We start from the raw sequence: 19,264 nt of genomic DNA, 5'->3' as shown, positions 1-19,264 counted from the left end.
CGACGTGGTCGTCGCAGAAGACGTAGAGTGCGGTCAGAAGGGTGTCCAGGTCTCGTTTCACACCAAGACTCTGCGGCACCCTTCGCTGTGTCCGCTACCTGCTTACACATCGGACTCACTCATCTAGAGAACCCGCTCGAAACAGAGGGAGCTGGGCTCGTCCGCGTAGGCGCCGAAGGCGGGGATGGGCGCGTAGCCGGACCTCGTGTAGAAGCGCACCGCGTCCGGCTGGCGGTCGCCGGTCTCCAGCCGCAGGCACTTCCAGCCGCGCCCGCGCGCCCACTCCTCCAGCGTGTGCAGCAGCGCCGCGGCCGCACCCGAACCGCGGCTCTCCGGCCGTACGTACATGCGCTTGACCTCTCCGAACCCGTCGCCCAGGTCGCGCAGGCCGCCGCAGCCCACGGCCACCCCGTCGGCGTCGCGCACTACCGCGAACACCGCGATGTCACCGGCGGAGGGCGGGGTGCCCGGTTCGGAGTCGGGGGTGCCGTAGCGTTCGGCGATCTCCCGCCGCTGTCCGTCTCGCAGTTCGGTGGCCGCAGGGTCGTCCCAAGGGACGAGGTCGACGTTGATGGCGGGCTGCTCGATACGCATCCCACGACCATGCCGCACCGGTGTTTCACCGGCGTGAACAGGGGCTCTCAAGCTCTGGGGAACCTTCAGGCCCTTGGTGACCCTCAAGCCCCTTGGAGTCCTCAGGCCCCGGGGTCGGTGAGGGCCTCGCGCATCACTCGGAACTTGGACTCCGCCTCGGCCGCCTCGGAGGCGGGCTCCGAGCCCGCGACGATCCCGCACCCGGCGAACAGCCGTGCGCGTGCGCCGTCGACGCGGGCGCACCGCAGCGCGATACCCCACTCGGCGTTGCCCGCGCCGTCCAGCCAGCCGACCGGACCGGCGTATCCGCCCCGGTCCATGCCCTCGACCTCGGCGATCAGCCGCATCGCCGCTTCAGTGGGTGTTCCGCCCACGGCGGCCGTGGGGTGGAGGGCGGCCACGGCGTCCAGCGCGGACACACCGGGGGAGAGGCGGGCGTGCGCGCGGGTGGCCAGGTGTTGGACGTTGGCGAGCTTGAGCAGGTGCGGCCAGGCGGGGACGGCGAGTTCTTCGGTGAGCGGTCCCAGCGCGGTGCGCAGCGAGTCCACCGCCAGCCCGTGCTCTTCGACGTCCTTGGCCGAGGACAGCATCTCCTGGCCCAGCTGGTGGTCGGCTCCGGGGTCCTCACCGCGGGGGCGGGTCCCGGCCAGCACCAAGGAGGTGAGCTGGTCCCCCTCCTGCCGCAGCAGCAGCTCAGGGGTGGCTCCGACCATGCCGTCGACGGAGAAGGTGAAGCAGTCGGGAAAGCCGGCGCTCAGCCGCTCCAGCAGGACGCGCACGTCGATGGGGGAGCGGGTGTCGGCGACCGCGTCGCGCGCCAGCACGGCCTTCTCCAAAGCACCGGAGCGGATGCGCCGGACGGTTCCGGCCACGGCCTCCATCCATGCGTCCCGGGTCAGTGAACCGGGGTGCCACTCCAAAGGGCCGATCGGGCGGGGCGCGGAGGCGGGGCGCAGCAGATCCTCGGGGTGGGCGCCGGGCTCCTCGGTGACGGTGGTCAGCCAGGTGCGGCCGCCGCGGCGGCCCACGGCCACGCGGGGCACGATCAGCGCGGAGCCGTGCGAGGTGGGCGCGAAGGTGAACGTGCCGAAGGTGACCAGACCGGTGCCGGGCAGCCCGACCTCGTCCTGGACGTCCGCGTGCTCCAGCAGGTCGCCGAACCAGCGGGCGGCCGCCTCGAACCGAACGGTGTCGGTGGGCGGGGTCCCCTCCGGTTGGGGCACCGGGTCGAAACGCGCGGCCTCGCCCCAGCCCACGATGCCGTCGTCACCGTTCAGCCAGGCCAGGGAGGAGACGTCGGGCAGGCGCCGGACGAGGCTGTCTGCGCGATCGCGCAGGGTGACGGTGCGGACGAACAGTCTCGGCTGGCCGGGGTCGTGCGGGCCCGTGGTCTGCGTGCTTGGGGCGGCGTTCACAGGAGTCGAGTCTAGGGCGTATCGGGCGGACACTTACCCTGCTGCGCGTCGCCCCAGCGGCACTGTCACTGCGCATCTCTCAGCCGACAGCCAAACCCGGGCGGGCCCCCGCTGTGCGATGCTGCCGAGCTTGCGAGGCGGCGCACAGTAGGCGAACTCCTTCTTCGGCCTTGTGCCAGCACCGCCCACCCGTCGCCCGCCACCACCCTCAACGGACGCCTACGGCGCAGTACCCCCGCCGCTCGCGACGGGCAGCACCCACCGAACACGCCCTAGGACGTCGATCGGGGCGTGGTGTCCGGGTCCGTCGCAGGTCGGGTGGCACCTGGCCCGCCCGGTTCCTGAGCGTGCTTCGGCGGGGCTGTCGTGGAGCGGTGGGGACTCTTTACCGTGGGGAGGGTGTAGGCGTTCCTGAAGCCCCTCCGGTGCGGTGCTTCGTTGACCTGCAAAAACATTCCCGTGAGCCAGAGGATGCGACCTTATCCACAGATTAGCCGAATTGTGTCCGAATATTGACATCTTCCTCTACTCTGGGTCGCGGCGTGGCGCCACGGGGACGGCGGTGCGCGAACTGCTCAGAGGAGATGTGTAGATGCGTTCGATGGCACGGGCCGTGACCACGCCGCGCGCCAAGGTGCGGTGGGCGGCGATCGCCGCCGCGACCACAGTGCTTCTGGCCGGGTGCTCCACCAACGGTGGCGACTCCTCGGCCGACGCCCCCGGATCCGGTGGCGAGGGACTGGCGGCCCCCGCGCTCTGCGAGGCCGACGGTGACAAGCGCGAGATGCGCGGCGCCTGGCTCACCACCGTCCGTAACATTGACTGGCCCTCCGAGCCGGGCCTGTCCGAGGAGGAGCAGAAGGCCGAACTCGACGAGTACCTCGACGAATCCGTAGAGATGGGCTTGAACTCCGTCTTCCTGCACGCCCGGCCCACCGCCGACGCCGTGTACGAGTCCGACATGGAGCCCTGGGCCCGCTACCTCACCGGTGAGCAGGGCGGCGACCCCGGATACGACCCGCTGGAGTACGCGGTCGAGGAAGCGCACAAGCGCGGTCTGGAGATGCACGCCTGGTTCAACCCGTACCGCGTGGGCCTGCAGGACCCGGACATCGAGAACCTCGCCGACGACCACCCGGTCAAGGAGAACCCCGAGTGGCTGGTCGACTTCGGGACCGAGGCCTACGTCGACCCCGGCAACCCCGAGGTCCGCGAGTGGGTGACCTCCGTCATCATGGACGTCGTCGAGCGCTACGACATCGACGGCATGCACTTCGACGACTTCTTCTACCCGTACCCGCAGGACGGCGCGACCTTCGACGACGACGCCACCTGGGAGGCGCACGGCGGCGACTTCGACAACCGTGAGGACTGGCGCCGGGACAACGTCGACCAGCTCATGCGCGACGTGCACGGACAGATCCAGGAGACCAAGCCCTGGGTGAGCTTCGGTGTCTCCCCGTTCGGTATCTGGCGCAACGACTCCAACGACCCCGCCGGCTCGCCGAGTTCGGGCCTGCAGTCCTACGACGACCAGTACGCCGACACCCTGACCTGGATCGAAGAGGGCACCATCGACTACGTCGCTCCCCAGCTGTACTGGGAGCGGGGCTTCGACACGGCCGACTACGAGGCCATGACCGACTGGTGGGCCGACGAGGTCGAGGGCACCGACGTCGACCTGTACGTGGGCCAGGCCGCCTACCGCCTCGGGGAGGACGGCTGGACCGGCGACGACTCGCTGAGCACCCAGATCGACTACTCGGGCGAGCTCGACCAGGTCTCCGGGGACATCTACTTCTCCATCAAGGACATGCGGGAGAACGGAGGCGCCGTCGACCACCTGCTCGACGGCCACTACGCCCAGCCCGCCCTGCCCCCGGTGATCGACTCGCCGGAGGACGAGGGGCCGCAGGTCGGCGCGCCCACCGACGTCGACGCCGTCGTCGGCGACGGCGAGGTCCAGGTCGAGTGGCAGGCCATCGAGGACGCCCGCTTCTACGCGGTCTACCGCCTGCCCGCCGACGCTGCCGAGGCCCTGGAAGCCGGTGACGACGAGGCCTACTGCGCCGCGTTGGCTCCGGAGAACCTGGTCGGCATGTCCGGCGAGACGCAGTTGACCGACACCGAGCCCCTGGAGGACGGCGCCGGTTACGTGGTCACCGCCCTGGACGACTACCGGGCCGAGGGGCCGGTCAGCGAGATCGCGGACACCCGCAGCTGACCGGGACCGTCCCGCAGCCTGTTGAACGGGCCCGCTCCCAGCACGGGGGCGGGCCCGGTTTCGTGTTCCCGTCTGGCATAATCGCCAAAGAAACCGGAATCTCGTTGTGGTTTGCTAGGGAAAAACACGTAATCCACTCGCATATGCGCATAGTAGGTTCTCCCTATGCCGACCTTCCAGATCAGTGAGGCCGCCGACCTGCTCGGGGTCAGTGCCGACACCGTCCGCCGCTGGGTCGACTCCGGTCGGCTGCCCGCGACCCGGGACCCCTCGGGCCGCCGTCAGCTCGACGGGGCCGAACTGGCAGCGTTCATGCGCTCGGGCTCCGAAGAGGACCCCGGCCTCCGATCCTCCTCCGCCCGCAACCGCTTCCAGGGACTGGTCACCAACGTGGTCCGAGACCGGGTCATGGCCAGCGTCGAGATCCAGGCCGGCCCCCACCGGGTGGTCTCGCTGATGAGCCGCGAGGCCGCCGACGAGCTCGGCCTGGAGGTCGGGACCGTGGCCACCGCGGTCGTCAAGTCCACCAACGTCATCATCGAGACCACCGGAGAGCACCATGCGTGAGACCACCCCCAGCAGCCCGCGCTTCGGTCGGCGGTCGGCCGTGGGGCTGCCCGCCGCGCTCGCCGCCGTCTCCCTCGCTCTGACCGCCTGCGCCGGCGAGGACACCGGGGCCGACGACGGCGGTGCGGCGGAGAACGGCGAGGCGTTCAGCGGCGAGCTCAACGTCTTCGCCGCCGCCTCCCTCACTGACGTCTTCGCCGACATCGCTGAGGACTTCGAGCAGCAGCACCCCGAGGTCGAGGTCACGTTCAACTTCGCGGGCAGCAGCGAGCTGGCCCAGCAGATCAACTCCGGCGCCCCCGCGGACGTGTTCGCCGCCGCCAGCGTCCCCACCATGGAGCAGGTCCTCGACGGCGAGGGCCTGGACGAGGACTGGGCGGCCGAGCACAGCGAGGAGGGCCTGGTCTTCGTCACCAACACCCTCCAGATCGCCGTTCCGCAGGAGAACCCGGCCGGGATCGAGACCTTCGACGACCTGGCCGGGGACGACGTCCAAGTGGCCTTCTGCGCCGAGGAGGTCCCCTGCGGTGCGGGCACTGAGGAGGCCATGGAGGCCTCCGGCGTGGACATCACCCCGGTCACCATGGAGGAGGACGTCCGCGCCGTCCTCACCAAGGTGGAGCTCGGCGAGGTCGACGCCGGACTCGTCTACGAGACCGACGTCATCTCCGCCGGCGGCGCGGTCGAGGGCCTGGAGTTCCCCGAGGCGCAAGAGGCGGTCAACGACTACCCGGTCGGTGTGCTCGCCGGCAGCGCCGACAGCGAACTGGCCGCGGCCTGGGTGGAGGAGGTCACCTCGGACACCGGTGCCGCGATCCTGGAGGACGCGGGGTTCGGCACCCCGTGACCACCGTGACACCCCGCCGGGCCGGACGCGCTCCGGGCAGCCGAGCCCCGCGCGCCCGGTCCGGGCGGATTCCCTGGATCCTCTTCGTTCCCGCGGTGGTGGGCGTCCTCTTCCTGGTCCTGCCGTTCGCCGGGATGCTCGTCCGGGCCCCCTGGTCCACCATGGGCGCCCGTATCGCCGACCCGGACGTGCTGGCCGCCCTGTGGCTGTCCCTGTCCACCGCCACCGTCGCCACGGTCGTCTCCCTGCTCTTCGGTGTGCCGCTGGCCTGGCTGCTGGCCCGCACCGAGTTCCCCGGCCGCCGCTTCATCCGCGCGCTGGTCACCGTCCCGTTGGTGATCCCGCCGGTCGTGGGCGGTGTGGCCCTGCTGATGGTGCTGGGCCGCAACGGGCTGCTCGGCCAGTACCTGGACGCCTGGTTCGGGCTGACCCTGCCCTTCACCCCGGCGGCGGTGGTCATCGCCCAGGTGTTCGTGGCCATGCCCTTCCTGGTGATCAGCGTCGAGGGCGCTCTGCGCGGCGCCGACCGGCGCTTCGAGGAGGCCGCCGCGACCCTCGGCGCGAACCGCGTCACCATCTTCACCCGCGTGACCCTGCCCATGGTCCTGCCGGGCATCGGGGCGGGCGCCGTGCTGTGCTGGGCGCGCGCCCTAGGCGAGTTCGGTGCGACCATCACCTTCGCCGGAAACTTCCCCGGCACCACCCAGACCATGCCGCTGGCGGTGTACATGGCCATGCAACGCGACCCCGAGGCTGCCATCGTGCTGAGCCTGGTGCTGCTCCTGGTGTCCCTGGTGGTCCTGGCCACCCTGCGCGAGAGGTGGGTGAACGCCTGATGGCACCGGCCAACCGGGCCACCGAGCCCCGAGAGCCCTCCCCGCCGCCTGTGGAGGCCCCGGCCCCCGCGCTCGACGCCGCGCTGCGCCTGCGTCGCGGCGACTTCACGCTCGACGTGTCCCTGGAAGCCGCGCCGGGGGAGATCCTCGCCCTGCTGGGCCCCAACGGCGCGGGCAAGTCCTCGGCCCTGCGCGCCCTGGCCGGGCTGATCCCCCTCACCGAGGGGCACGTGGTCGTGGACGGCGCCGACGAGACCACCACGGCGGTCGAGCGCCGCCCGATCGCCATGGTCTTCCAGGACTACCTGCTCTTCGAGCACATGAGCGCCCTGGACAACGTGGCTTTCGGCCCGCGCTGCCAAGGGGCGTCAAAGAGCGAGGCACGCGCTCGAGCCGCCGCGCTGCTGGACCACATGGACTTGGGGGAACACGCCCACAGCCGTCCCCGACAGCTCTCCGGCGGCCAGGCCCAGCGGGTCGCCCTGGCCCGCGCCTTGGCGGTGCGGCCCCGGATGCTGCTGTTGGACGAACCGATGGCGGCGCTCGACGCCAGCACCCGCATCGACGTCCGGACCCGTCTGCGCCACTTGCTGGAGGGGTTCGACGGGGTGACGGTCCTGGTCACCCACGACCCCCTGGACGCCATGGTGCTGGCCGACCGCATCGCGGTGATCGAGTCCGGCAGGGTGGTGCAGCGGGGTGCGCCCGCGGAGGTGGCCCGGCGCCCCCGCACCGCCTACGTGGCCCGGCTGGTGGGGTTGAACCTCTTCCAAGGCGCGGGCGAGGGGGCGTCCGTGCTCCTCCAGGACGCGGAGCACGGCGGACCCGTCCGCGTGGCGGTGCGTGAAGCCCACGAGGGGTCGGCCCTGGTGGCCTTCCCGCCGCGTGCGGTGGCCCTCTACCCGGAGCACCCGCACGGCAGTACCCGCAACGTGTGGCGCCTGACCGTCGACGGGATCGAGCGCTTCGGCGACCAGGTCCGCGTGCACCTGACCGGTCCGCTGCCCTTGGCGGCGGACATCACGCCGGCGGCCCTGGCCGAACTCGGTCTGGCCCGCGGCGACACGGTGTGGGCGGGGGTCAAGGCCTCCGAGGTCGAGTGCTACCCGGGATGAGTCCGCGGTGGTCCCCGGGGGCCATGGGGGACACGGGCCGGGAGGTGCTCCCTGAGGTCCGAGGAGGGACGTCTGGGGGGCAGGGACGGGACCCGGGTCCCGCCTCCGTGTGACCCTCGACTCTCGCATAACGGAACAGTCGTTTCATCGTGGGGCGATCCGCAAAAAACCGGGACGGAAATCCGGTTGACCCTTGGATATCCGGGGGTCACCTGGGGGAGACTGTAGAGCACCCGGCGACGACAGTCCTTCCCCCGGCGGTTGAGGAGGGTGCCATGTCACTGCGAGAGCATGAGCGGAGAATCCTCGCGGAGATCGAGCGACAGCTCAGCGAGGATGCCCCGGAGCTTGCCGGACGTCTGGAGGCCTTCGGTAGCGAAGACCCCGATGCCCCGGCCGATCCCGGACTGCGGAGCTGGAAACCGTGGGTCGCCTGCGGCCTGATAGCCGCGATCACGGCGAGCCTTCTGGTGATGCTGTTCGTCTTCACTCCGAGCGCACCCCAGCCGGAGAACCCGAGCCCCACCGAGACTTCGGAGAACAGTGTCCCGGGCCCGGAACCGGAAGGCGACTCCGTGGAGGGGCCGCCGGCGCCGGCCGATCCGGTCGGATAGCCGACCGGGCTGCACGTCCCCGGGGTCGGCGTTTTCCGGTTTCACCGCGCTGGTGGCCGGCATCTGTGACCGCCGGGGCCGAGTGTAGGAAGGCCCCGGCGAACGTCGTGCTCATCGACTCCGGCGGTCAGTGGAGCCCGCGGAAGAAGGCCCGGATATCGTCGACGAGCAGGTCAGGGGCACCGCTTGCGGAGAAGTGCCCGCCCCGGTCGTAGGTGTTCCAGGACGTGATGGCACTGTGGTCGCGCTCCGCGAAGGCCCGCACGGAGCGGAAGTCGCCCGCGAAGCCCGCGTGCCCCAGGGGCGCGGTCGTGGGTTCGGTATAGGACTCCTCGGTGTGTGCGTCCTCGTAATAGGAGCGCGCGGAAGAGGCGGCGGTGTTGGTCAGCCAATAGGTCGCGACGTGGGTGAGGATCTCGTCACGGTCCAACCCCTCCATGAGTTGCAGACTCCAGGCGAGCTGGCCTGCCGGTGAGTCGGCCAGAGCGTGGGCCAGGGTCTGCGGAGCGCTGGACTGCAGCACGTTGAAGGCGCCCTTGGTCTCCATGAACTCCTGCATGTACTGGACCGCGCCCAAGTCCTCGGGCGACAGCGAGGCGAATTCCTCCGGGTCACCGGAGGGGAACGCGAACACCTGGGTCACGTGTACCCCGAGCACGCGATCGGGCGCGAACCGGCCGACCTCTGGGGAGACCATGGCCCCCACGTCGTTGCCGCCGACCCCGAAGCGCGCGTATCCGAGCCGGTCCATCAGTTCGATCCACGCACGGGCCACCCGGAAGCGGGTCCATCCGCGCTCACGCGTCGGCCCGGAGAAACCGAAGCCAGGCAGGGACGGGACCACCAGGTGGAAGGCGTCCGAAGCGTCTCCACCGTGTGCGCCGGGGTCGGTGAGCGGCCCCACCACGGGGAGGAACTCAGCCGGGGTGGCGGGCCAGCCGTGCGTGAGCAGTAACGGGGTCGCTCCTGGCTCGGGGGAGCGAACGTGCAGGAAGTGGACGTTCTGGCCGTCGATCTCCGTCGTGAACTGCGGAACGGCGTTCAGTTCCGCCTCCTTGGCCCGCCAGTCGAAACCGGTCAGCCAGTGGGAGACCAGATCGTGGACCGGGTCCACGGGAACTCCGTACGAGGACCCCGCGGCGGGCAGTTCTTCGGCGAAGCGGGTGCGTTCCAGGCGGTTGCGGAGGTCGTCCAAATCGGATTGGGGGACATCGACGGTGAAGGGCTGGATCTTCTCGCTGTTCGTCATACCTCCAACATAGGAACGTATTAGGCAGACTTCCTTCCTCATTAGAGGGCAGAATCGGACCATGTTGGAGACTTCGGCACGCCTGCTCAGACTGCTCTCCCTGCTGCAGACCCCGCGTGACTGGAACGGCGGTGAACTGTCCGAACGCCTGGGCGTCAGCCGCCGGACGGTGCGTACCGACATCGAGCGGTTGCGTCGGCTCGGTTACCCTGTGCACGCCACCCGGGGCGCCCAAGGCGGCTACCGGCTCGGCTCCGGCGCGGTCATGCCGCCGCTGATCCTCGACGACGAGGAGGCCGTCGCCGTGGCTCTGGGGCTGCGTACCGCTTCGGAGGGCGCTCTAGCCGGGGTCGGCGAGACCGCCCTGCGCGTACTCGCCAAGCTCGAACAGGTCCTGCCCTCCCGGTCGCGGCGCAGGGTCAACGCACTGCGGACCCATACCGTCCCGGTGCCCAGCGACGCCCCCGGTCCGTCCGTCAGCGCCGACACACTCGTCCTGATCGCCGGGGCCTGCCGGGATAGGCGGCTTCTGCGCTTCGAATACAGCGCTCATGGCGGTGAGCCGAGCCGACGACAGGTCGAGCCGTACCAGCTCGTCAACTGGGGGCGCCGCTGGTACCTGTTCGCCTGGGACCGCGCCCGCGATGACTGGCGCACGTTCCGGGTCGACCGGATGGCCCCCTCCCGGACGCCGGGAGCGGTCTTCACGCCCAGACAGGTCCCCGAGGACGTCACCGCCCGGGTCTCGCGCGGAGCCTCCTCAGCCGCCTGGCGCTACCGCGCCAGCGTCACCGTGCACGCCTCCGCAGAAGAGGTGGAGCGCCGGATCACTCCGGCGGTGGGCACGGTCCGCCCCCTCGACACCTGCACCTGTGTGCTGGATACCGGAGCCGACTCGCCTCGGACCATCGCGGTGTACCTGGGCATGCTGGGTCTGGACTTCACCCTCGACGGTCCGGCTGAGGTCGTGGAGCACTTGCGGGAGTTGTCCGAGCGCTACCGGCGCGCCACCGTCTGACCGGCACGAACTGACCGGAACGAGAAATGACCCTGTCCGGGCAGAACCGGGACAGGGCCATTTCGCTCAGGGGCGGCTAGAGCGCGTTGGTGAACTCGGCGGCCAGAGGTCCGGCGACGGCTGATCCGCCGCCCCCGCCTTCGACCACCAGGGCGAACGCGACGTCGCCCTTGTAGCCGACCATCCACGCGTGGCTGGGCAGCTCGTCGTCATCGTTGGCGTCCTCTTCGGTACCGAACTCGGCGGTGCCGGTCTTGCCGAAGACCTCACCCTCGAAGTCGATGTCCTCGGCCGTGCCCTCGGTGATCACCGCACGCATCATGGGTTGGATCGCTTCGGCGTTGCCGATGGGCGTGGGCTCGGGGACATCCTCCTGGGCGGGCTCGGTGACCAGCATCGGGTGCCGCCAGGAACCGTCGGCGATCGCGGCGGGCACCGTCGCCATGTGGAGCGGCGAGGTGAGGATCTGGCCCTGGCCGATACCCTGCGAACCCATCATGGTGGTGCTGTCCACCGGCGGGAAGGCCGGCTCCTGGGCAGTCACACCGATGTCCATCGGCGCGTTCATACCGAACTGCTCCGCGCTGGCCTGGAGGGTCTCCGGGGTCAGGTACTCACCGACCTCGTGCACGAGGGCGGTGTTGCAGGAGGTCGCGAACGCCTCGGTCACCGACTGCTCGCCGTACTCGGCGTTGTTCGCGTTGCGGAACGGCCAGCCGCCCAGCTCGTACTCTTCCGGGCAGTCCATGGTGGTGTCCACCGACATCCCGTTGTCCAACAGAGAGCTGTAGGTGACGATCTTGAAGGACGAACCGGGCGCGTACTGACCCTCGAAAGCCCGGTTGAACCCGCCGGGCACGTTCACCGCGGCCAGGATCTCCCCGGTGGAGGGGCGCATCGCCACCATTCCAGTTGGGTCGTCGGCGTCGATGATGGCGTTGGCCGCCGCGCTCTGCACGCCCATGTCGATGCTCGTGGTGATGTCCTCACCGTCCGAGCCGTCCAGCGTCGCGATCGTGTTGTCCTCGGTGGCCTCCAGCGTCGCGGGGTCCTCGGCCTCGGCTGCGTCCGCCATCACGATGGTGGTCGCGGCCTCACCGGCCAGGTGCTCCTCGTGGGTGCGCTGGAGTCCGCTCGTGCCGATGGTGTCACCGACGCTGTACGCCGGGCCCAGGCGCTCGACGTCGTCCTCGTCGGCCTCGCCCAGTGAACCGGCGATCATCTGCATGGAACCGGACGCGTCCGGGCCGTCGATGCGGGTGCCGTCGGCGGCCAGGATCTGACCGCGCTCGCCCCACACCGCGGTACGGGCCAGGACCTCGCCCTCACCCAAGCCCGGGTAGGCGACCTCGGGGGAGAAGTCGACCCACCACTCTCCGTCTTCGCGCAGCAGCGGCAGCTCGCCCTCCCAACCCCAGTTGTCGGCGTTGGTCAGCGACACGGTCACCTCGTAGGAGGCGGTACCGGTACCGCCGTCCGTGTTAGGGGACCCGACCTCGACGTCGACGGCGTCGACACCCAGGCCGCTGTCGATCCCGCTGAGGATCGCCTCCGCGTCGTCACCGGTGGTGACTTCCGCCAGGCGCGCGTAGTCCTGCTCCTCCCAGGCGGCCTGGAACTCCGCCGTCGTCTCTTCGGGCTGGGGCAGCGTGTAGACGTACCACCCCGCGGCGCCCCCGACCAGGGCCAGCACGACCACGGCCGCGACCACGCCGATGACCAGCCCGCGACGGGACTTCTTGCGGGGCGGTGGCGGTCCCGGGTCGTAGTCGTCGCCGTACGGGTCGTCCGGGCCGCCGGGACCTCCAGGGCCGCCGTAGCCGCCGTGTCCGTGGTAGCTGTCGTAGCCGTCGGTGTTGCCGTGGCCGCCATAGCCTTCAGGCCCGCCGTAGCCCTGCGGCCCGCCGTAACCCTGGGGGCCGCTCGGGCCGACCGCGCCGCTGTAGAGGAACTCGAAGCTGTCGCTGCGGTCCTCTCCCTCCTGCGGCCCGTTGGGGGCGAGCGGTGTGCCCGGGTAGGGAGTGTCGCCCTGGTAGGCGGGCTGGCCCCCGTACGGGGTCTCCCACGTCTGCGGCTGGGTTCCGGCACCCTCCTGTCCGTGTCCGGACGGCTGGTCCCAGGACTGTTGCGGACCGGTCCCGGGGTTGTGCCAGCTTTCGTGGACGGCCGAGGGACCACCGGGTGGCTCTGCAGGGGTGTTCCAGTCACGCGGGGGCTCGTACGAGCCCTCCGTCGGTGCGCCCCACCCCTGGTCGGGGCCGTGCCCGACCACGGGCCACGGCGTCTCGGGGTGCTCGGACTGCTCCGGATGGCTCCAGGCCTGCTGCGGAGCGGCCCCGGCGTCGTTCCAGCCCTGGTGGGAGTCGTGGCGCTCCGGCGGACCACCCCAGTGCTGCTGGGAGGCCTGCGGCTTGGAGGGAGTGTTCCAGCCTCCGTCCGGGGTCTGCGGTTCGGCGGGTGCGCTCCAGCTCTCCTGCGCCGTGTACGGCTCGGCGGGGGTGTGCCAGTCCGCCGGGGAGGCTGCAGGTTCGGGATCCGGGGTTTCCCAGGACGCCGGCTCGGGCTCGGCGGGCTGTCCCCAGGCGGGTTCGCGCGCGGAGGCGTCCCATGCCTCGCCGACGGGCGCGGGCGAGGCGGGGTCGTCCCAGCGTCCCCGCGAGCCGTCGGAACCGCCGCGGCCCTCATCGGGAGTGCTGGCGGCAGCGGTGGTCTCGTGCTGTCCCTGGCGGGGGTCCCAGGGCTCTGCGGGGGTGCTGGGACCGGACGGGGACGGGGCGACGGGGTCCGCGGGGCGCGGGTGTTCGAAGCCGAAGTCTCCGGTTTCCGTGGGGCGAGCCCCGGGTGGCCGCTGAGGAATGCGGTAGGGATTCTCCGGACGCGACTGACGCGCCTCTGTACCGTCCGAATCTTCGGGCGGCCCGGAGGAATCCGGCTGCCGGGGGGACCGTTCGTCCACGCCTGACCGTCCTTCGTTGCGTTTCCTGGAGATACCACGATGCCCCACCCCCACCTCGGTGGGAGCGGGGCATGAGGATGATGGTCGGCGTGGCGGTCGCCTCTCGGCGCGGGGCACAACGGGGCTCCTGGCCGTCCGGTCCGCCCACCCCGAGAGGTGGGTGCCGGACGCGGTATTCCGCGAAGGCTATAGGTGAGGCCCGGGGGACACTTGCTACCACACCGACCAACAAAGACTCTAACCCATCGGGCCGCGGAGTTGTTCCACGAACCCTGAGACAGCCGCATGTGCAATCTCACGGTGAGGGGCGACATCGTTCGGGTACAACGAAAAGCCGGTCCCGCAAAGGGGAGCGGGACCGGCTGGGAAGCTCACACGTTGGCTCTAGGACGGCTCTAGGGCTGCCGTGCGACGCTGGTCTGTTCCTCGCGGGAGTGCAGCTTGAGGCGCTTGCGGCCGCGCTCGGCGCCCAGCTCCTCCTCCTTGGCCTCGATCCGCTGCCAACCCTCCCAAGTGGTGTACTCGACACCGCGCTCTTCGAGGAGCACACGGAAGGAGCCCGGGTCGGGCTCGGGGGCGGGCGTTGTGGACTCGCGGTCGGCGACCAGGTTGGTGACGGTCTCCAGGGCGTCGCCCTTGGTGTGGCCGATGAGGCCGACCGGGCCGCGCTTGATCCACCCGGTGGCGTACACGCCGTCGACGTGCTCGTCGTCCAGGTCCAGCACCCGGCCCTCGGCGTTGGGGACGACGCCCCGCTCGTCGTCGAAGGGCAGGTCGGTCAGGGGCGAGCCCAGGTAGCCGATGGCCCGGTAGACGGCCTGCACCTCGTGGTCGATGTACTCGCCGGTGCCCTTGACGCTGCCGTCGCCCGCCAGCTCCATGCGCTCGGTGCGCAGACCGGTGACGCGGTCCTCGCCGAGGATCTCCACGGGGGAGTGCAGGAAGTGCAGGTGCAGACGCCGGTCGGCACCGCGCTCGTCGCGGATCGCCCAGTTCTGCAGGACCTTGACGTTGGTCTTGACCTGGTTGGACTCCTCGCAGGCCGCCAGGCTGCCCTCGTCCATGTCGAAGTCCTCGGCGTAGACCAGGACCTCGACGCCGGGCTGCTTGTCCAGCTCGCGAAGCTCCATCGGGGTGGCTTTGCACTGGGCGATGCCGCGGCGGGCGAACACGTGGACGTCGGTGATCTGCTTGGCGCGCAGACCCTCGTAGACGTTGTCCGTGATGTCCGTCTGGAGGAGGTCGTCGGCGTCCTTGGCCAGGATGCGCGCGACGTCGACCGCCACGTTGCCCGCACCGAGGACGGCGACGCTGGTGCCCTCGACGTGCCAGGAAGGCGCGACGTCGGGGTGGGAGTCGTACCAGAAGACGAAGTCAGCGGCGCCGTGGCTGCCGGGGAGGTCGACTCCGGGGATGTCCAGCGGGCGGTCGCGGTCGCTGCCGGTGGCGAAGATGACCGCGTCGTAGTGGCGGCGCAGGTCCTCCAGCTTGAGGTCCACGCCGTACTCGACGTTGCCGTAGAAGGTGATCTGCGGCTTGTCGAGGATCTTGTGCAGGGCGCCCTGGATCTGCTTGATCCGGGGGTGGTCAGGGGCCACTCCGTAGCGGACCAGGCCGTAGGGAGAGGGCAACTTGTCGAGAATGTCGATGCTGACGGACGTGCCGCACGCGGACAGGGTCTCGTCCTTGGTAAGCAGGTCCGCGGCGTAGATTCCCGCCGGGCCTGCACCCACGATTCCCACTCGCAGTGGTCGCGTCATCGCACAGCTCCAAGTCTTCGCGCCAGGGTCGGACGCCATAGGTAAGGCTTGCCTAATGTAACCGATGTTGCCATCGGTAATCCCCACTATAAGGGTAGGGAATTCTGCTTGCTCCCGAGGGGAGTGGCAGTCAGGCCGAAGTACCGCTCGGTACTGGTCACCGGCGCATCCCAGGCGGGACGCCGGATTCGGCGCCGCAAAAGGGGCCCTCAGTCTGGAGTCAACGCCCCCTCAAGGGCGATTAAGCCCGGGGTTCGCTGTGGGGAAAGTCACCGCTGGTCAAGCTCGGCCTTGACCGTCGCCGCGAACCTGGGCACCTGCTCCTGTCCGGACAACTTGGCGATGGCGGCCATGATGGCGTCCGTGGCCGCTCGGCGCGGGCGTGCCTTGTGCGCCTGGCCCTCCCAGGCCGACAGGTCCACCGGCTCCCCGATGCGTAGGGCCACCCGGTTGAACCGAGGCACCTTGCGTCCAGGGGGCAGGATCCGCTCGGTCCCGGCCAGGGCGACCGGTACCACGGGCGCCCCCGTCGTCAGGGCCAGCCAGGCCAGGCCGGTCTGGCCCTTGTGCAGGCGGCCGTCGGGGGAGCGGGTGCCCTCGGGGAAGATGCCGAACACTTCGCCGCTCTGCAGGACCGCAAGGCTGTTGTCCATGGCTTCCTGGGCGCTCTGGCCCGGGCGCCGGTCCACGGAGAGCTGGCCGAAGGCGCGCAGGAGGCGGGTGAACGCGCGCTTGGGGAGGGTCCCCTCGTCGAAGAGCTCCTGCTTGGCGATGAACCGCACCGGTCTCGGACACGCCACCCCGATGAAGAGGGGGTCGATGAGCGCCAAGTGGTTGGCGGCGAGGATCACCGGGCCCCGCTCGGGAACGTTGTGCGCGCCCTCGACCTTCTGGGGCCACACCACCCGGCTGGCGGGTGCGACGACGACCTTGGCCGCTCCGTACAGTGACACGATGAAGTCGCCCCTTCTCGGTGGGTGGTTTCTCAGCCTGGGGTGCGGACGCGATCGGGTGGGGGCCGCGGGTCCGTGGCTGTGCCACCAGAGCTTATCGGGGTCGCGGTGTCGTTCGTCTGCCGAGGGGGTGCTCGGACTCGGGCGGAAGGATCTCCGAACCCTTGTCGTGACCCGTACCACACGCGTTAGGGTGATGGTCTAGACCTCTGATCCAGGTCAGCGGGTCTCTCCGGACGCGAGTGAGGAAGACAGCCATGGCGAAACTGGTCGATGTCAGCCACCAGATCACCGACGGGATGACGACCTGTCCTGGCCTGCCCGAGCCGGTGATCGAGGAAAGCACCACGGTCGCTGGCGGTATCCCCGGGCACGGGAACAGCACCGGCAGGGTCACGATGGTCGGGGCGACCGGCACCCACGTCGAGATGCCCGCACACCGCTACCGCGACGGGGCGGACCCGGCCGACCTGGACCTGGAGCGGGTCGCCGACCTCCCCGGCGTCGTGATCACCGCGACCGAGGACCACCAGATCGGACCGGAGGCCTTCACCGGGCTGGACGTTCGGGGACGCGCCGTCCTGGTGCGCACCGGTTGGGACCGCCACTGGAGGACGGACTCCTACGGCCAGTTCGACCACCCCCACCTCACGGAGACGGCGGCCAAAACCCTCGTCCAGGCCGGGGCGACCCTGGTCGGCATCGACTCGGTCAGCGTCGACGACACCTCGCCCGCCGCCGAGGGCGCCCGACCGGCGCAGGCCACCCTGCTCACCGGCGGCATCCCGATCGTCACGCACCTGTGCCGACTCGACCAGCTACCCGCTTACGGCTTCTCGTTCTACGCGGTCCCCGCGAAGGTCCGCGGCATGGCGGCCTTCCCCGTGCGGGCCTTCGCGCTCACTGACTGAACCGGCGCCCGCTCCGAGTTCCCCGTGAGCTTGCTACCGGAAGCGAAATCGGCGCCGACATAGCTTCTGGTAGCAAGATCGCCGATGGAAATGCTGGCTGGGAGGTCACAGGTCCGCGTCGACGTCCTTCTGGGCCCGGCGCCGCTCGCGCTGGGCCCGGCGCTCGGCCTCCTGCCGCGCGGACCGCTCGTCCTGGGCCACGGCGCTGGTCATCGCGTTGGCCAGCGCGCGCAACTCCATGTGGATCCGGGGGTAGGCGGGTAGCCGCGGCAGGGCGCCCAGCCGCGGGGTGCGGCGCTCCTCCATCGCGGAGATGAGTTCGAGGAAGGCCAGGTCCACCCGTTGCAGGGTGATCGTGCCCGCTTGCTCGGGGGTGCGGTCCTGGGTGAGGGCGGCCAGCGCCAGGTATCCCATGCGCTGGGTGGCCACCACCACGGGCCACAGCGGCCGCGTGGACGCGGCCCGCGGCACGTCGCCGATCGCGCTCTCGTACACGCCGCGCAGGTTCAGCAGAGAGGACCGCATGTCCCGCCGCAGCCGGTAGCGGCGCTCCTCGGTGATCTCCACGTCCTGGTCCAGCACCGCCATCATGCACTGCCTGATGCTCTCCAACACCCCGGAGATCGCCTGCGGTAGCCGCGTCGCCGACGTCTTGCGCCAGAGCAGGAGCGCACCCGCCATACCGAACGCGGAGCCGACCAGGGTGTCGATGATCCTCGACCCGGCCAGCTCAGCGACGGGGTAGGGGTTGGCGGTGTAGGACAGCATCAGCGCCATCGGCGTCAGCAGCACCGAGGCGTAGAAGAAGTTGCGGACCACCACGAGCTGGGTGGCGCCCTGGAAGAGTCCCGCGAGGACGATGATCGCTATCAGCGACAAGTCGAGTGACAGCAGCGCGACGCCGCCCACCACGCCCAGCAGGGTGCCCAGTGAACGCTGTACCGAACGGTTCATGGTCAGCACCACGTTGCCGCCCTGCAGGACGGCGGTCGTGGTCAGGGCCACCCAGTAGTAGTGGTCCAGGCCCATCCACAGGCCGAACGCCCCGGCCAGGGTCACGGTCAGCCCCATGCGCAGCGCGGTGGGCCTGATCAGGGAGTCGCCGCTCAGGCTGGAACGCAGCGAGTTCCACAGCGCGGGGTAGCGGTCGTCGTGCAGGTCGGCGGCGCGCTTGTCGTCCTCTTCGTCGTCGTGTGCGCCGCGGCGGGCGGCGGTGGCGGCCCGCGAGAGCAGGTTGTACAGGCGCGCCTCCAGCGAGCGCGGGCGCATGCCCCTGCGCAGCTCGTCCAGGGCGTCCGGGTCGGGGGCGCCTTCGGGGTCGGCGACGGCCGCGGCCATGGAGTCGGCGAAGTCCGCCGCCTGTGCAGGCAGCTCGGTGGGCCGGGCCATGCACACCTGGGTCGCGGCGAGGTGGACGTCTGAGACCCAGCGCAGCAGGGCGCGCAGGCGGGCCGCCTCCGCGGTGGTGCGGTATCCGCGCGTCTGGGCGAGCAGCACGATCCGCCACGCCTCAGCGACGGCAACGGACGCCTTGTGCTGGGCGTGGTCGAGCTCGGGGGTGCCCACGGCTCTGAGAAGTGCGGCCAGCGCACGGTAGGCCCCGGCTACCGCTTGGTACTCGGGGTGCCGGGCGCGTACGGGGGCGCCAGACATCGACACCGCCCATCCGATCGCCGCTCCCATGGCGGCGACCAGCGCGCTCAGGGGCACGTCGGCGGGGCTGCCCGGCGCGATGGTGGAGATGCTGGCGACCAGGACGAAGAACATCGTGCCCGGCTTGTCGACCCGCCAGGCCGCGCACACCCAGGTGGCCAGGCCCGCGGTCAGGCCGATGGTGACCACCGCCGCCCACGGCGTGATCGACGCGGCCAGGGAGTTGAGGGTCACCGCCGCGACGAACCCCAGCCCCACGAGGGCCAGGGCGGCGGCACGGTAGGCGTAGGGGGTCTTCTTCTCGTACAGGACGGTCATCGACCCGAGCGCGGCCAGGGTGCCGATCTGAGGGCCGAACAGGAACGCCGCCAAGGCGAAGGACACCGTCATCGCGATGGTGGCCTGCACAGCGGTCGTCCAAGCCCAGGCTCCCGCCTCCAGGCCGAACACCGCCTTGAGGTCGACTCGGGGACGGGGGCGTTCACCCACCGTGACACGCTCCGGGCTCTTAGCGGATTCGTCACCGCTCAGGCTCATTGGACCGGTATCGCC

At 70.5% G+C, this 19,264-nt stretch carries 15 protein-coding genes; 8 read left to right on the top strand and 7 right to left on the bottom strand.

Features of this window, described 5'->3' with window-relative positions; translation table 11 throughout:
* Window positions 1-123: 123 nt before the first annotated feature.
* Entirely contained in the window at window positions 124-573 is a 450-nt protein-coding gene (locus tag ACYVDG_RS27305; protein ID WP_460760081.1) for a GNAT family N-acetyltransferase, read from the bottom strand.
* 122 nt (window positions 574-695) lie between these two features.
* On the bottom strand, window positions 696-2,009 hold the full coding sequence (locus ACYVDG_RS27300; RefSeq protein ID WP_460760039.1) for an isochorismate synthase: 1,314 nt from the start codon (window positions 2,007-2,009) through the stop codon (window positions 696-698).
* 592 nt (window positions 2,010-2,601) lie between these two features.
* On the opposite strand from ACYVDG_RS27300, the gene ACYVDG_RS27295 reads away from it, so the two are divergent.
* From ACYVDG_RS27295 to ACYVDG_RS27270, 6 genes are all read left to right on the top strand, one after another.
* On the top strand, window positions 2,602-4,233 hold the full coding sequence (locus ACYVDG_RS27295) for a glycoside hydrolase family 10 protein (protein ID WP_460760033.1): 1,632 nt from the start codon (window positions 2,602-2,604) through the stop codon (window positions 4,231-4,233).
* Window positions 4,234-4,398: 165 nt separating this feature from the next.
* On the top strand, window positions 4,399-4,800 hold the full coding sequence (locus ACYVDG_RS27290) for a TOBE domain-containing protein (RefSeq protein WP_460760028.1): 402 nt from the start codon (window positions 4,399-4,401) through the stop codon (window positions 4,798-4,800).
* A complete protein-coding gene (modA, locus tag ACYVDG_RS27285) occupies window positions 4,793-5,647 on the top strand; it encodes a molybdate ABC transporter substrate-binding protein (RefSeq protein WP_460760021.1) in 855 nt (284 codons plus the stop codon). The genes ACYVDG_RS27290 and modA overlap by 8 nt, the downstream gene beginning before the upstream one ends.
* Window positions 5,644-6,483 (top strand): ABC transporter permease, encoded by an 840-nt coding sequence (locus ACYVDG_RS27280; RefSeq protein ID WP_460760017.1) that lies wholly within the window; start codon window positions 5,644-5,646, stop codon window positions 6,481-6,483. The genes modA and ACYVDG_RS27280 overlap by 4 nt, the downstream gene beginning before the upstream one ends.
* Window positions 6,483-7,598, top strand: a complete 1,116-nt coding sequence (locus tag ACYVDG_RS27275; protein ID WP_460760013.1) for an ABC transporter ATP-binding protein — start codon at window positions 6,483-6,485, stop codon at window positions 7,596-7,598. The genes ACYVDG_RS27280 and ACYVDG_RS27275 overlap by 1 nt, the downstream gene beginning before the upstream one ends.
* 275 nt (window positions 7,599-7,873) lie before the next feature.
* On the top strand, window positions 7,874-8,212 hold the full coding sequence (locus ACYVDG_RS27270) for a DUF3040 domain-containing protein (protein ID WP_460760008.1): 339 nt from the start codon (window positions 7,874-7,876) through the stop codon (window positions 8,210-8,212).
* A 127-nt stretch (window positions 8,213-8,339) separates the two neighbouring features.
* Here ACYVDG_RS27270 and ACYVDG_RS27265 read toward each other — a convergent pair whose 3' ends face one another.
* A complete protein-coding gene (locus ACYVDG_RS27265) occupies window positions 8,340-9,461 on the bottom strand; it encodes an epoxide hydrolase family protein (RefSeq protein ID WP_460760005.1) in 1,122 nt (373 codons plus the stop codon).
* A 61-nt stretch (window positions 9,462-9,522) separates the two neighbouring features.
* On the opposite strand from ACYVDG_RS27265, the gene ACYVDG_RS27260 reads away from it, so the two are divergent.
* Window positions 9,523-10,479 (top strand): helix-turn-helix transcriptional regulator, encoded by a 957-nt coding sequence (locus tag ACYVDG_RS27260; protein WP_460760002.1) that lies wholly within the window; start codon window positions 9,523-9,525, stop codon window positions 10,477-10,479.
* 76 nt (window positions 10,480-10,555) lie between these two features.
* Here ACYVDG_RS27260 and ACYVDG_RS27255 read toward each other — a convergent pair whose 3' ends face one another.
* The 3 genes from ACYVDG_RS27255 to ACYVDG_RS27245 form a co-directional block, all read right to left on the bottom strand.
* Window positions 10,556-13,435 (bottom strand): penicillin-binding transpeptidase domain-containing protein, encoded by a 2,880-nt coding sequence (locus ACYVDG_RS27255; protein WP_460759998.1) that lies wholly within the window; start codon window positions 13,433-13,435, stop codon window positions 10,556-10,558.
* Between the two features lie 395 nt (window positions 13,436-13,830).
* Window positions 13,831-15,177 (bottom strand): FAD-dependent oxidoreductase, encoded by a 1,347-nt coding sequence (locus ACYVDG_RS27250; protein WP_460760078.1) that lies wholly within the window; start codon window positions 15,175-15,177, stop codon window positions 13,831-13,833.
* Between the two features lie 287 nt (window positions 15,178-15,464).
* Complete coding sequence (locus ACYVDG_RS27245) at window positions 15,465-16,148, bottom strand: lysophospholipid acyltransferase family protein (protein ID WP_460759995.1); 684 nt, start codon at window positions 16,146-16,148, stop codon at window positions 15,465-15,467.
* Between the two features lie 257 nt (window positions 16,149-16,405).
* Between ACYVDG_RS27245 and ACYVDG_RS27240 the strand changes: the two genes are divergently transcribed.
* Entirely contained in the window at window positions 16,406-17,059 is a 654-nt protein-coding gene (locus tag ACYVDG_RS27240; RefSeq protein WP_460759990.1) for a cyclase family protein, read from the top strand.
* 105 nt (window positions 17,060-17,164) lie between these two features.
* Here the strand turns inward: ACYVDG_RS27240 and ACYVDG_RS27235 are convergent, their stop codons facing one another.
* Window positions 17,165-19,249, bottom strand: coding sequence for an FUSC family protein (locus tag ACYVDG_RS27235; protein ID WP_460759986.1), 2,085 nt, complete (start codon window positions 19,247-19,249; stop codon window positions 17,165-17,167).
* Between the last annotated feature and the right edge of the window lie 15 nt (window positions 19,250-19,264).

The organism is Nocardiopsis oceani, assembly GCF_054777395.1.
Note: the sequence above shows the minus strand (reverse complement) of the source record. Positions and strands in the feature narration are given on the sequence as shown.